Raw genomic sequence first — 13,052 nt, forward strand, 5'->3', positions numbered from 1 at the left:
CTTCAGACCTTCGAGGAAAGCGTGTCGATGACCCCGGGCCAGCCGCAGCACCAGCAGGAAGTCCTCATCGTCACGGGGATGTCCGGCGCCGGACGCTCCACCGTCGCGAACGCGCTCGAGGATCTCGGCTGGTACGTCGTCGACAACCTGCCCCCGCAGATGCTCCGTCCCCTCGTCGACCTCGCCGAGCGCGCCGGATCACGTCTGCCGCGGATCGCCGCGGTGGTCGACGTCCGCGGCCGCGACTTCTTCAGCGAGCTGCAGGAGATCGTGCCGGCGCTCCGGGGCGGGACGCACCTCCGCATGATCTTCCTGGAGGCGACCGACGCGGCGCTAGTCCGCCGGTTCGAAGCCGTCCGCAGGCCGCACCCGCTGCAGGGCGAAGGCACGATCCTCGACGGCATCGTGGCGGAGCGTCACCGACTGAGCGAGATCCGTGAGTCGAGCGACGTCATCATCGACACGAGCGACCTCAACATCCACCAGCTCGCCACGACCACCCGTGAGCTCTTCGCCGGCGCGGAGACACCGGGTGTCCAGGTCACCGTGCTGAGCTTCGGGTTCAAGTACGGCCTGCCGCCTGATGCGGACCTCGTCGCCGACATGCGGTTCCTCCCGAACCCGTTCTGGGTTCCGGAGCTGCGTGCGCTGAGCGGTCAGGACCCCGAGGTCAGTGAGTACGTGCTCTCGCAGACCGGAGCCGCCGAGTTCCTCGAGAGCTACGCCCACGCCCTCGAACCCGTCCTCGCCGGGTACCAGCGCGAGAACAAGCGTCACGTCACCATCGCCGTCGGCTGCACGGGGGGCAAGCACCGCTCGGTCGCGGTCGCCCTCGAACTCGCCGACCGGCTGCGGAACCAGTCCGGCGTCGCCGTGCACGTCCGGCACCGAGACCTCGGGCGCGAATGACGCCCACGGGCCCGACGCAGCCGCGGCGGAGCCCGAACGGTCCGAGGCACCACGCCTCCGGATCGCGAACATGCAGGATCGACGCCGCACTCCGACGGCGCGATCACGACAGATAGGAACCACCGTGGCCCTCACCGCCGACGTCAAGAACGAACTGGCGCTCGTCCGCGAGACCCGCAACTCGGTCCGAGCGGCCGAACTCGCGTCCCTGCTCCGCTTCTCCGGCGGACTCCACACGATCTCCGGGCGCGTGGCGATCGAAGCCGAACTCGACAGTCCGACCCTCGCGCAGCGGGTGCGTCGTGACATCGGCGAGCTCTACGGGATCCGCAGCGAGATCCTCGTGCAGAACCCCGGCAGCTCGGGCAAACCGAGCCTGTTCGTGGTGCGCGTCATCGAGGGCGGCGAGACCCTCGCCCGGCAGACCGGACTCCTGGACGCCCGACGGCGTGCGGTCCGCGGGCTGCCGAACCGGCTGACCACCGGGTCGCGCGACGAACTCGCCGCCGTCTGGCGGGGGGCGTTCCTCGCCACCGGGTCCCTCACCGACCCCGGCCGATCGGCGTCGCTCGACGTCGTGTGCCCCGGCAACGAGTCCGCGATGGCGCTCGTCGGTGCCGCGGGCCGCATCGGTGTCTCCGCGAAGGCGCGGGAGGTCCGCGGCATCCACCGCGTCGTCATCCGCGAGGGCGACGCGATCAGCGGCATGCTGTCGCTCATGGGGGCCACCGGCACCGTCACCTCCTGGGAGGAGATGCGGCAGCGCAAGGAGGTCCGGGCGACCGCGAACCGCCTCGTCAACTTCGACGACGCCAACCTGCGCCGCTCCGCCCAGGCGGCCGTGGCGGCCTGCGCGCGCGTCGAGCGCGCCCTCGAGATCCTGGGCGACGAGGTCCCCGACCACCTGCAGTACGCCGGTGCCCTGCGCCTCGACCACCGTGAGGCCAGCCTCGACGAACTGGGCCACTTCGCCGACCCTCCGATGACGAAGGACGCCATCGCCGGCCGCATCCGGCGCCTGCTCGCCATGGCGGACAAGCACGCGAGCGATCTCGGCATCCCGGGCACCGACGCCAACCTCCCGGCGGATTACGAGGACTGAAACAGCTCGTGAATCCTCGCCGACCCGCCATCGTCGCGGTTCGTCATGCTGGGAACAAGCCCCGACTCCCGACGGTTGCCGCTCACTAGACTGGGTGATGACGCTCAGAGCCGTGTGCAGACAGCGCACGGGACAACACGAGGAGATCACGAAGAATGGCTGTTTACTCACTGCCCGAATTGCCGTACGACTACAGTGCGCTCGAGCCGCACATCAGTGCGACCATCACCGAGCTCCACCACGACAAGCACCACGCCACCTACGTGGCTGGCGCGAACACGGCCCTCGAGAAGCTCGCTGAGGCCCGCGACGCCAACGACTTCACGAACGTCAACAAGCTCGAGAAGGACCTCGCGTTCAACCTCGGCGGTCACGTCAACCACACCATCTGGTGGAACAACCTCTCCCCGGACGGCGGCGACAAGCCGACCGGCGAGCTCGAGTCGGCCGTCGACGAGTACTTCGGCAGCTTCGACAAGTTCCAGGCGCACTTCACCGCCGCTGCGCTCGGCGTGCAGGGTTCCGGATGGGCCGCGCTCACCTGGGACACCCTCGGACAGCGCATCAACATCCAGCAGTTCTTCGACCAGCAGGGCAACTTCCCGGCCGGCACCGTCCCGCTGCTGCTGCTCGACGTCTGGGAGCACGCCTACTACCTCGACTACAAGAACGTCCGCGCCGACTACGTCAAGGCGTTCTGGAACATCGTCAACTGGGCCGACGTCCAGGCACGCTTCGAGGTCGCGCGCAAGCAGACCAACGGCCTGCTGGTACTGTCGTAGTTGACCGGTCCGTCCCGGTCCCACGGGCCGGGACGGACCACCTTCCTCCTCATTCGGGGAGGGCGCTCACTCCGAGCAGACCGTACAATCGCGCCGTCTGGCGCCTCAGTATCAGGAGTCATCTGTGTCCGTCAAGATCGGCATCAACGGCTTCGGCCGCATCGGCCGCAACTTCTTCCGCGCCGCCCTCGCCAAGGGCAGCGACCTCGAGATCGTCGCTGTCAACGACCTCACCGACAACAAGGCGCTCGCCCACCTCCTGAAGTACGACTCCATCACGGGTCGTCTGGACGCGACGGTCGAGCTCGACGGCGACAAGATCATCGTCAACGGCAAGCCCATCATCGTGCTCGCGGAGCGCGACCCCGCCGACCTCCCCTGGGGCGAGCTCGGCGTCGACATCGTCATCGAGTCGACCGGTCGCTTCACGAAGTCCGACGACGCCCGCAAGCACATCACCGCCGGCGCCAAGAAGGTCCTCGTCTCGGCTCCCGCCACGGGCAGCGACGTCGCCACGATCGTCCTCGGCGTCAACGAGGGTACCTACGACGCAGCGACGCACGACATCATCTCGAACGCGTCCTGCACGACGAACTGCCTCGCGCCGCTCGCCAAGGTCCTGCTCGACAACTTCGGCATCGAGCGTGGCCTCATGACCACGGTCCACGCCTACACCGCCGACCAGAACCTGCAGGACGGCCCGCACAGCGACCTCCGTCGTGCACGCGCCGCCGCCGTCAACATCATCCCGACCTCCACCGGTGCAGCCAAGGCACTCGGCCTGGTCATCCCGGAGCTCGTCGGCAAGCTCGACGGCTACGCCCTGCGCGTCCCGGTCCCGACCGGTTCGATCACCGACCTCACGGTCGAGCTGACCAACCCGGCCACGGTCGAGGAGATCAACGCCGCGTACAAGGCTGCCGCCGAGGGTCCCCTCAAGGGCATCCTGAAGTACACCGAGGACCCGATCGTCTCGAGCGACATCGTGACCGACCCGCACTCCTCGATCTTCGACGCCGGCCTCACCAAGGTCATCGGCTCGCAGGTCAAGGTCGCCTCGTGGTACGACAACGAGTGGGGCTACTCGAACCGCCTCGTCGACCTCACCGAGTACGTCGCGGACCGCCTCTAACCAACCGGCTGTCTGCCGCACTCCTCACCCGAGCAGCCAGACACCGCATGGTCCGAACGGGCGTCCTGAATCATCTTCGGGGCGCCCGTTCGGCTTCGTCGGTGGTCGTGGCTCAGCGCAGAGAAAGACCCTCCTCATGACCCTCCGCACCCTCGACTCGCTGGGCGACCTCAGCGGTCGCCGAGCCGTCGTCCGCCTCGACCTCAACGTTCCGCTCAAGGACGGCGTCATCACCGACGACGGCCGCATCCGCGCGGCACTCCCCACCCTCAACGCGCTCATCAACCAGGGTGCGCGTGTCGTCGTCGTCTCGCACCTCGGCCGCCCCGACGGCACACCCGACGCGAAGTACAGCCTTGCGCCCGTCGCGCAGCGACTGTCCGAACTCCTCGGCAAGCCCGTGACCTTCGCCGCCGACACCGTCGGCAGTGCCGCGACCGACGCCGTCGCAGCACAGACCGACGGCGACGTCGTCCTGCTCGAGAACCTGCGCTTCAACTCCGCCGAGACCAGCAAGGACGCCGGAGAGCGCGAGGCGTTCGCCGCCAAGCTCGCCGCCTTCGGCGACGTCGTCGTCTCCGACGGCTTCGGTGTCGTCCACCGGAAGCAGGCGAGCGTGTACGAGCTCGCGAAGCTGCTCCCGAGCGCTGCCGGGCTGCTCATCGCCGCCGAGCTCGAGGTCCTCGACCGTCTCACCGAGACCCCGGAGCGCCCCTACACGGTCGTCCTCGGCGGCTCGAAGGTGTCCGACAAGCTGGGCGTCATCGGCCATCTGCTGCCGCGCGTCGACTCGCTGCTCATCGGCGGTGGCATGCTGTTCACCTTCCTCGCCGCCCAGGGGCACGCCGTCGGCTCGAGCCTGCTCGAAGCGGACCAGATCGAGACCGTCCGCGGGTACCTCGCGAAGGCCGACGAGCTCGGCGTGACGATCGTCCTGCCGACCGACGTCGTCGTCGCCTCGGCGTTCGGTGCCGACGCCGAGCACGTCGTGCGCCCGGCCGACGCCATCGAGGACACCCCGTTCGGTGCCTCAGGACTCGGACTCGACATCGGACCGGACACGGCTGCAGCCTTCGCCGAGATCGTCGCCGCGTCCAAGACGGTGTTCTGGAACGGCCCGATGGGCGTGTTCGAACTCGCGCCCTTCGCCGCCGGTACGCGCGCGGTCGCTGAAGCACTCACCCGCACGGACGGCCTGAGCGTCGTCGGTGGCGGTGACTCGGCCGCAGCGGTACGTGCGCTCGGCTTCGATGATGACCAGTTCGGTCACATCTCAACTGGTGGCGGCGCCAGCCTCGAGTTCCTCGAGGGCAAGCGTCTGCCTGGACTGGAGGTCCTCGGATGGCAGCAGTAACCCCCGGGCGCACGCGTGTGCCCCTGATCGCCGGCAACTGGAAGCTCAACCTGGACCACCTCCAGGCGATCGCCCTCGTCCAGAAGCTCGATTGGACGCTCAAGGACGGCAAGCACGACTATGCCGACGCCGAGGTGGCGATCTTCCCACCGTTCACGGACCTCCGCTCGGTCCAGACGATCGTCGCCGCCGACAAGCTCAAGCTGGCCTACGGCGCGCAGGACCTGTCGCAGCACGACTCTGGCGCTTACACAGGTGAGATCTCCGGAGCGTTCCTCGCGAAGCTCGACTGCCGCTACGTGCTCGTCGGACACTCCGAGCGCCGCACCCTGCACAACGAGACCGACGAGGTCATCCAGGCGAAGACGGCCGCAGCCGTGCGACACGGCCTCGTCCCCGTCATCTGCATCGGCGAGACCGCCGAAGACCTCGAGGAACACGGCCCGTCGGCCGTCCCCGTGGCACAGCTCAAGGCGGCCATCGACGGACTCGCACCAGACGCGGACATCGTCGTGGCCTATGAGCCGGTGTGGGCCATCGGTTCCGGTCAGGCGGCGACGCCCGACCAGGCGCAGCAGGTCGCAGCCGCTCTCCGCAGCACGCTCGCCGAGGTCCTCGGCGACGAGGCGGCGCAGCGCACGCGGATCCTCTACGGCGGTTCGGTGAAGGCTTCGAACATCGCCGGTTTCATGCGCGAACCCGACGTCGACGGTGCCCTCGTCGGTGGCGCGAGCCTGCTCGCCGAGGAGTTCGCCGGGATCGCCCGCTTCTCGCAGCACGTCGGGCTCTGACCGACCTGCTGCACCAGCAGCACCGACACGGCTCGGCCCGCGGCACCAGCCGCGGGCCGAGCCGTGTCCGCTGAACCGTCGAGGTATACTGGACGGCGGTTCAGCCCCTCTGAACGCGAATGCGAAAGGTCTCACGTGGAGATTCTCCAGGTCATCCTGCAGGTGCTGCTCGGCATCACCAGCCTCCTGCTCACCTTCCTGATCCTGCTGCACAAGGGCCGCGGCGGCGGTCTGTCCGACATGTTCGGCGGCGGCTCCTCCAGCAACCTCGGTTCGTCAGGGGTCGCCGAGCGCAACCTCAACCGCTTCACCGTCATCCTCGGCCTGACCTGGGGTGCCTGCATCGTCGTGATCGGGCTCCTGACGAAGTTCGCCGCCGCCTAGACCGGCCGCGAAGCCCCGATCCCGGGGACGCAACTCGACGCACCACACCCGAACCACTCTCGACAGTACGAGAAAGAGGAAACACCATGGCATCAGGCGGAAGCGCTATCAGGGGATCACGCGTCGGCGCCGGTCCCATGGGCGAGCAGGACCACGGCTACCACGCGGACCGCATCGCCATCTCCTACTGGGACGCCCTCGGCAACGAGACGGTCCGCCACTTCGCGGCAAACGTCCCCGACGAGGAGATCCCGGAGACGATCGACTGCCCGACGTCCGGTCTGCCGGCCGGTCGCGACAAGGCGAACCCGCCGGAGGTCGCGAAGCTCGAGCCGTACAAGACCCACCTCGCCTACGTGAAGGAACGACGCACGGAGGAAGAGGCGGAGCAGCTGCTCGAAGAGGCACTCCAGCAGCTCCGTGCACGCCGCGGTACGGCAGCGAAGTAGCCGGACACAGCACTACATACGCGGAAAGGCCGTTCCCCTCGGGGAACGGCCTTTCTGCATAGCGGCACCGGCTCGCCGACCGGCCTTCCGCTAGTACTCCGGGAGGATCAGTGAATCCGGGACCTCTGCGGCCGCATCCTGGTCGACGAAGAACACCGTCCGTTTGCGTCCCTTGGCCCCGGCGGCGGGGACCTCGTTGTAGCTGGCACCCGCGAGGGCGAGGCCGAGTGCCGACGCCTTGTCGGTGCCGGCGAGCACGAGCCAGACCCGCACGGAGGAGTTGATGGCCGGCCGCGTCAGGCTGAGTCGTTCCGACGGCGGCTTGGGGGAGTTCCGCACCGGGACCACCGAGGTGTCGGTGACCGAGACCTCGGCCCGCTCGGGGAAGAGCGATGCGACGTGACCGTCGGGACCGACACCAAGGAACGTGATGTCGAACCGCGGGTGGTCCTCGCCGGGCCGCGCGAACCGACGGAGCTCGTCCGCGTAGCGCACCGCAGCGGCGTCGAGGTCGATGCCGTCCTCCGGCGCCGGGTATCCGTGCACGTGTTCGGCGACGAGGCCACGCTCCGGAAGCGCCAGCAGGGTCTCCAGCAAGGCCTCGCGTGCCTGCAATTCGTTCCGATCGGCGTCGTCCCGAGCGACCCAGCGCTCGTCCCCCCACCAGAGGTGCACCCGGGACCAGTCCACCCGGTCGCGGTCCTTCGACGCGGCCACGGCGGCGAGCGTCCCCGTGCCGACCGTACCGCCGGTCAGGACGACGTGGACCGTCTCCTGCGACTCGAGCAGTTCACGGGTTCGGGAGAGGAACCGCTTGGCGACCGAGGTCGTCAGCTGGTCGCGGTCCTGGTAGACGAGGACGCGTCGCTCGGTCGGCATCAGCTGGTCCGAGCGCGGAGCGTGACCGGCTCGCCGAGGCCGGGGAGGCCCACGGTGATGACCTGTCCGTACAGGACGTCCGGGTCGAGCGTGCGCAGCTCCTCGGCGAGGCAGTCGCGCAGACTGCGACGGGGGAGCGAGAGGTCGTGCGTCGGCTGTCCGGGCTGGATCAGCGTCGCGATGTCGGGAACGGGTCGCTCGAGGACGACGTTGCCGGACGCCCGCGTGAGGCGGACACCGTGGATGCCGCTCGACCCGTGCGCCATGCTGAGTTCGTGGGTCACGTCGACCTGCAACTGCAGCTGGAGCCAGGCGGCGAGCAGCTCGGTCGACGGGGAGTCCGATGCTCCGGACACCTCGATCGCCGTGACGGGCTCGTACGGCGGCTGGTCGAGCACCGCCGCGAGCTGTGCACGCCAGAGCGTGAGCCTGGTCCACGCGAAGTCCGTGTCTCCGGGGGCGTAGTTCGCCGCGCGACCGCGGAGGGCGGCGTGGGTGTCCGCCGCCGCGGACGCGTCGGTGATGCGACGCTGGGCGATGCGGCCGATCGGTGACGTCGAGACGCGTTCCGGTGCCTCTCCCGGCCACCAGGCGACCACGGGCGCGTCGGGCAGGAGCAGACCGGTCACGAGGCTCTCTTCGTTCTCGGCGACCGCACCGTAGGCGCGCAGGATGACCACCTCGCTCGCTCCGGCGTCGCCGCCGACGCGGATCTGGGCATCGAGCCGGTCTCCGATGGAGGAGTGCTGGTCGTCGTGCTCCGTGGAGAGGACGATGACCCGCATGGGGTGCTCGCGGGAGGCCTCGTTGGCGGCCTCGATGGCCTCCTCCTCGGCTCCGAGCCGCGTCGAGATCACCAGGGTGAGCACGCGCCCCAGGGCGACGGCGCCGCCGTCCTCGCGGATGGTCACGAGCGCCTTCGAGAGCTTGCTCGTGGTCGTGTCTGGCAGGTCTACGATCATGGTCGTCTCCAGGTGCGTCCGTCGCGGTTCATGAGGTCGTCGGCCGAGGACGGGCCCCAGGTGCCGGGAGCGTACTGCTCGAGCGGCGTGTCCTGAGCGGCCCAGTACTCCTCGATCGGGTCGAGGATCTTCCAGGAGAGCTCGACCTCCTCGTGACGGGGGAAGAGGGGCGGGTCGCCCAGCAGGACGTCGAGGATGAGACGTTCGTACGCCTCGGGGCTCGCCTCGGTGAAGGCGTGGCCGTAGCCGAAGTCCATCGTGACGTCGCGGACCTGGGTGCCGGCACCCGGGACCTTCGAACCGAAGCGGATGGTGACACCCTCGTCGGGCTGGACCCGGATGACCAAGGCGTTCTGGCCGAGCGCCGAGGTCTGGCTCTCCGCGAACAGGTACTGCGGAGCACGCTTGAAGACGACCGCGATCTCGGTGACGCGGCGTCCGAGGCGCTTCCCGGCACGCAGGTAGAACGGCACGCCGGCCCACCGACGCGTGTTGATGTCGAGCCGCATGGCCGCGTAGGTCTCGGTCGTCGACTCCGGGTTCATCCCGTCCTCGTCGAGGAAGCCCAGCACGTGCTCGCCGCCCTGCCAACCACCGGCGTACTGCCCACGGGCCGTCGCGGCCCCGAGGTCGTCGGGGAGGCGGACGGCCGCGAGGACCTTCTCCTTCTCCGCGCGCAGGTCTGCGGCGTTGAAGGAGATCGGCTCCTCCATCGCCGTGAGGGCGAGGAGCTGCAGCAAGTGGTTCTGGATGACGTCGCGCGCTGCTCCGATGCCGTCGTAGTACCCGGCGCGACCGCCGACGCCGATGTCCTCGGCCATGGTGATCTGCACGTGGTCGACGTAATTGGCGTTCCAGATGGGCTCGTACAGCTGGTTCGCGAACCGGAGCGCCAGGATGTTCTGGACGGTCTCCTTGCCGAGGTAGTGGTCGATCCGGAAGATCGAGTCCGACGGGAAGACCGACTGCACGATGTCGTTCAGCTCGCGAGCCGTCTTGAGGTCGCTGCCGAACGGCTTCTCGATGACCACCCGGCGCCACTGACCGTCAGCGGGTTCCGCGAGTCCCGAGCGACGGAGCTGCTCGGTGACCTGCGGGAACGCCTTCGGTGGGATCGAGAGGTAGAACGCGTGGTTGCCCATCGTCCCGCGATCCGCATCGAGTTCCTCGATGGTCTCTTTCAGCTTCTCGAACGCCGCGTCGTCACCGAATTCACCGGGGACGAACCGGATGCCCTGGGCGAGCTGGTTCCAGACGTCCTCGCGGAACTCGGTCCGGGCGTACTGCTTGACGGATTCGTGGACGACCTCCATGAAGTCCTGGTCCTCCCAGTCCCGTCGGGCGAACCCGACGAGTGAGAAGCCAGGGGGCAGGAGGCCCCGGTTCGCCAGGTCGTACACGGCCGGCATCAGCTTCTTGCGGGACAGGTCGCCTGTCACGCCGAAGATGATGAGGCCGCTCGGACCGGCGATCCGATTGAGGCGTCGGTCGGTGTCCACCCGCAGCGGGTTGGACTCCGGGGTGATTTCCACCGGGGACATGAAGCTCCTTGTGCAGTGACGCGCTAGTCGTTGACGGCGTCGAAGAGGGTGACGATGTTCTGGTCCGGCGACGTGAGGGTCAGCGTGAGGACCGGACGACCGTGCTCGGCGAGGACGCGGGCGTCGCCGCCAGCCTGGGCCTCGATGAGCTGGCCGAAGGTGAACGGGCGCTCGGGGATCTCGAGGTCGACGGGGGCCGTCTCGGTGATCTGCAGGAACACGCCGTTCGCGGGGCCGCCCTTGTGGTACTGACCCGTCGAGTGCAGGAAGCGCGGGCCCCACCCGAAGGTCGTGGGTCGTGCCGCCTTCGCCGCGACGAGGTCGCGGATGCTCTCGAGCTGCGGGGAGGCAAGGCGGTCGACGTAGCCCTGGATCGCGACGTAGCCGTCGGAGGGGAGCTGCGCGAGCAGTGCCTCGACGGCGCCGGACAGGGTGGTCACGCCGTCGAGCAGACCGGCCGAGCCGCGGACCTCGACACCGTCGGCGACGAAGGCGGGTGCCTCAGGCTCCGGACGGTTGTCGAGCAGACCACGGGTGGCGACCTTCGCGGACTCGACGTCCGGCTGGTCGAACGGGTCGATGCCGATGAGGCGCCCGGCGACGACGGTCGCGTACTCCCACACCAGCATCATCGCGCCGAGGCTGCCGCTGACGAGGATCTCGCCCTCGTGGCGGTCGTGGCGCAGCAGGTGGAACTCGTGGGCGTCGTCGACGATGCGGACGATCTGGAGGTCGGCCGGCTTCGACTCGAGCTCGGGAGCGAGCGGGTTGAGCACGACGGGCAGCAGGCCGCGACCGGACTTACCGGTCGATTCGGCGATGAGCTGTTCGGCCCAGTCCGGGAATCCGACGATGTGCGTCCCGTCGGTGATGAGACCGACCTTGTCGCGCAGCGGAACGGTGCCGCCGATCGCCGCACCCAGGATGAGTCCCGGGTTCGACGCGTCGTCGATCGCGAGTTCGCCGAGCACCGCGTCGGCCTCGTCGAGCAATGCGCCGATGTCGACACCGGCGAGACCGGACGGCACGAGACCGAAGGCGGTGAGCGCGCTGTAGCGACCGCCGACGTTGGGGTCGGCGTTGAAGACCCGGTAGCCGGCCTCGTTCGCCGCCGCCTCGAGCGGGGAGCCCGGGTCGGTGACGATCACGATGCGGCCCGCGGGGTCGATCCCCGCAGCAGTGAACGCGGCCTCGTAGGCACGGCGCTGGCTGTCGGTCTCGACGGTGGAGCCGGACTTCGAGGAGACGACGAGAACCGAGGTCTCGAGGCGGTCCGCCAGGGCCGCGAGGACCTGACCGGGAGCGGTCGAGTCGAGGACGGTGAGGTTGCCACCCAACGTGTTGGTGATGACCTCGGGTGCGAGCGAGGAACCGCCCATGCCCGCGAGCACGATGTGGTCGATGCCCTCGTCGTTGAACTGCTCACGGAGCGCGAGGATCGGCTCGACCAGCGGGCGGGAGATGGAGACCGCCTGGACCCAGCCGAGGCGCTTGGACGCCTCGGCCTCGGCCGCAGGACCCCACAGCGTGGGGTCCTGGTCCGTGATGCGCGACGCGACGAGGTCGCTGACGAGCGTCGGGACCACCGATGCGACAGCGGCTTCCGCCGCGCCGCTCACGCGGATCTTGAAGCTCACTTGGAGGCCTCCAGAGCCGTCTTCACGGTCTCGAGCAGCTCGTCCCAGGACACGATGAACTTCTCGACGCCCTCACGCTCGAGCAGCGCCGTCACCTCGTCGTAGGACACGCCGAGTGCGGCGATGGCGTCGAGGACCTCGTTCGCAGCCGCGTAGGAGCCGGTGACGGTGTCGCCGGTGATGACGCCGTGGTCGAAGGTCGCCTCGAGGGTCTTCTCCGGCATGGTGTTGACGACGCCGTCGGCGACGAGCTCGGTCACGTAGAGCGTGTCGGGGAGGTCGGCGGACTTGACGCCCGTCGAGGCCCAGAGCGGACGCTGCTTGTTGGCGCCGGCCTCGAGGAGCGCGGTGGCACGCTCGCTCGCGAACTCCTGCTCGAAGACCTGGTAGGCGAGCTGGGCGTTCGCGACGCCGGCCTTGCTCTTCAGCGCGGTCGCCTCGGGGCTGCCGATCGCGTCGAGACGCTTGTCGATCTCGGTGTCGACCCGCGACACGAAGAACGAGGCGACCGAGTGGATCGTCGAGAGGTCGTGGCCCGCGGCCTTGGCCTGCTCGAGACCGGTGAGGAACGCGTTGATGACCTCGCGGTAGCGGGTGAGGCTGAAGATCAACGTGACGTTGACGCTGATACCGGCGCCGATGACCGCGGTGATGGCCTCGAGGCCCTCGACCGTCGCGGGGATCTTGATCATCGCGTTGGGCTGGTCGACCTTGGCCCAGAGCTGCTTGGCCTGGTCGATCGTCGAGGCTGCGTCGTGCGCGAAGCCCGGCTCGACCTCGATCGACACGCGGCCGTCGTACCCGTTGGAGGAGTCGTAGACCCCACGGAAGATCTTCGATGCCGCGGCCACGTCGTCGGTGGTGATCTCGAAGACCGCCTCGGTGACGTCCTTGCCGTCGGCGGCGAGCTGGGCGACCTGCTCGGCGTAGACGTCGCCGTTGCTGAGCGCGGACGCGAAGATCGTCGGGTTCGTCGTGACACCGACGACGTTGCGGTCGGCGATGAGCTGCTCCAGCCCACCGGACTGGATGCGTCCGCGGGAGAGGTCGTCGAGCCAGATGCTGACGCCGGCGGCGGACAGCTGGGCGGTTGGGGTTTCAGTCATGTTCTTCTGTCTCCTTCGCCCGGG

13 protein-coding genes are annotated in these 13,052 nt (G+C 68.8%); 8 read left to right on the forward strand and 5 right to left on the reverse strand.

The genetic code is table 11. From position 1 onward, the window contains the following. Positions 1-27: 27 nt before the first annotated feature. The 8 genes from rapZ (at position 28) to EAO79_RS14115 (ending at position 6,903) form a co-directional block, all read left to right on the forward strand. Positions 28-909 (forward strand): RNase adapter RapZ, encoded by an 882-nt coding sequence (rapZ, locus tag EAO79_RS14080; protein ID WP_064296920.1) that lies wholly within the window; start codon positions 28-30, stop codon positions 907-909. Between the two features lie 124 nt (positions 910-1,033). Continuing rightward, a complete protein-coding gene (gene whiA / locus EAO79_RS14085; protein WP_064296921.1) occupies positions 1,034-2,011 on the forward strand; it encodes a DNA-binding protein WhiA in 978 nt (325 codons plus the stop codon). A 155-nt stretch (positions 2,012-2,166) separates the two neighbouring features. Beyond that, positions 2,167-2,793 carry a superoxide dismutase gene (locus tag EAO79_RS14090; protein ID WP_064296922.1) on the forward strand — a complete coding sequence of 209 codons (627 nt, stop codon included), beginning with the start codon at positions 2,167-2,169 and terminating at the stop codon, positions 2,791-2,793. A 124-nt stretch (positions 2,794-2,917) separates the two neighbouring features. Further along, positions 2,918-3,925, forward strand: coding sequence for a type I glyceraldehyde-3-phosphate dehydrogenase (gene gap / locus EAO79_RS14095; protein WP_064296923.1), 1,008 nt, complete (start codon positions 2,918-2,920; stop codon positions 3,923-3,925). 136 nt (positions 3,926-4,061) lie between these two features. Beyond that, positions 4,062-5,279: a phosphoglycerate kinase gene (gene pgk, locus EAO79_RS14100; RefSeq protein WP_124769363.1), complete on the forward strand. Its 1,218-nt coding sequence runs from the start codon at positions 4,062-4,064 to the stop codon at positions 5,277-5,279. After that, positions 5,267-6,070 carry a triose-phosphate isomerase gene (gene tpiA / locus EAO79_RS14105; RefSeq protein ID WP_124769364.1) on the forward strand — a complete coding sequence of 268 codons (804 nt, stop codon included), beginning with the start codon at positions 5,267-5,269 and terminating at the stop codon, positions 6,068-6,070. The genes pgk and tpiA overlap by 13 nt, the downstream gene beginning before the upstream one ends. Positions 6,071-6,205: 135 nt before the next feature. Continuing rightward, a complete protein-coding gene (gene secG / locus EAO79_RS14110; protein ID WP_056005661.1) occupies positions 6,206-6,454 on the forward strand; it encodes a preprotein translocase subunit SecG in 249 nt (82 codons plus the stop codon). Between the two features lie 86 nt (positions 6,455-6,540). After that, positions 6,541-6,903, forward strand: coding sequence for an RNA polymerase-binding protein RbpA (locus tag EAO79_RS14115; protein ID WP_064296926.1), 363 nt, complete (start codon positions 6,541-6,543; stop codon positions 6,901-6,903). Between the two features lie 90 nt (positions 6,904-6,993). Here EAO79_RS14115 and pgl read toward each other — a convergent pair whose 3' ends face one another. Genes pgl through tal form a run of 5 tightly spaced genes read right to left on the reverse strand, consistent with a single transcriptional unit; the run spans position 6,994 to position 13,028 of the window. Beyond that, complete coding sequence (pgl, locus tag EAO79_RS14120; protein WP_079705958.1) at positions 6,994-7,782, reverse strand: 6-phosphogluconolactonase; 789 nt, start codon at positions 7,780-7,782, stop codon at positions 6,994-6,996. Further along, on the reverse strand, positions 7,782-8,744 hold the full coding sequence (locus tag EAO79_RS14125; protein WP_079705959.1) for a glucose-6-phosphate dehydrogenase assembly protein OpcA: 963 nt from the start codon (positions 8,742-8,744) through the stop codon (positions 7,782-7,784). Before EAO79_RS14125 ends, pgl begins: the two co-directional genes overlap by 1 nt. After that, positions 8,741-10,285, reverse strand: coding sequence for a glucose-6-phosphate dehydrogenase (gene zwf, locus EAO79_RS14130; RefSeq protein WP_064296929.1), 1,545 nt, complete (start codon positions 10,283-10,285; stop codon positions 8,741-8,743). The genes EAO79_RS14125 and zwf overlap by 4 nt, the downstream gene beginning before the upstream one ends. A gap of 23 nt (positions 10,286-10,308) precedes the next feature. After that, complete coding sequence (locus EAO79_RS14135) at positions 10,309-11,922, reverse strand: glucose-6-phosphate isomerase (protein ID WP_064296930.1); 1,614 nt, start codon at positions 11,920-11,922, stop codon at positions 10,309-10,311. Then, on the reverse strand, positions 11,919-13,028 hold the full coding sequence (gene tal, locus EAO79_RS14140; RefSeq protein ID WP_124769365.1) for a transaldolase: 1,110 nt from the start codon (positions 13,026-13,028) through the stop codon (positions 11,919-11,921). The genes EAO79_RS14135 and tal overlap by 4 nt, the downstream gene beginning before the upstream one ends. Between the last annotated feature and the right edge of the window lie 24 nt (positions 13,029-13,052).

The sequence above is a fragment of the Plantibacter sp. PA-3-X8 genome (genome assembly GCF_003856975.1).
Taxonomy (GTDB): Bacteria; Actinomycetota; Actinomycetes; order Actinomycetales; family Microbacteriaceae; genus Plantibacter; species Plantibacter auratus.

Excerpts from the sequence above, each read along its gene's own strand:
- rapZ (WP_064296920.1), top strand. The coding sequence starts at position 28 with ATGACCCCGGGCCAGCCGCAGCACCAGCAGGAAGTCCTCATCGTCACG.
- EAO79_RS14115 (WP_064296926.1), top strand. The coding sequence starts at position 6,541 with ATGGCATCAGGCGGAAGCGCTATCAGGGGATCACGCGTCGGCGCCGGT.
- pgl (WP_079705958.1), bottom strand. The coding sequence starts at position 7,782 with ATGCCGACCGAGCGACGCGTCCTCGTCTACCAGGACCGCGACCAGCTG.
- EAO79_RS14125 (WP_079705959.1), bottom strand. The coding sequence starts at position 8,744 with ATGATCGTAGACCTGCCAGACACGACCACGAGCAAGCTCTCGAAGGCG.
- tal (WP_124769365.1), bottom strand. The coding sequence starts at position 13,028 with ATGACTGAAACCCCAACCGCCCAGCTGTCCGCCGCCGGCGTCAGCATC.
- zwf (WP_064296929.1), bottom strand. The coding sequence starts at position 10,285 with ATGTCCCCGGTGGAAATCACCCCGGAGTCCAACCCGCTGCGGGTGGAC.
- tpiA (WP_124769364.1), top strand. The coding sequence starts at position 5,267 with ATGGCAGCAGTAACCCCCGGGCGCACGCGTGTGCCCCTGATCGCCGGC.
- EAO79_RS14090 (WP_064296922.1), top strand. The coding sequence starts at position 2,167 with ATGGCTGTTTACTCACTGCCCGAATTGCCGTACGACTACAGTGCGCTC.
- pgk (WP_124769363.1), top strand. The coding sequence starts at position 4,062 with ATGACCCTCCGCACCCTCGACTCGCTGGGCGACCTCAGCGGTCGCCGA.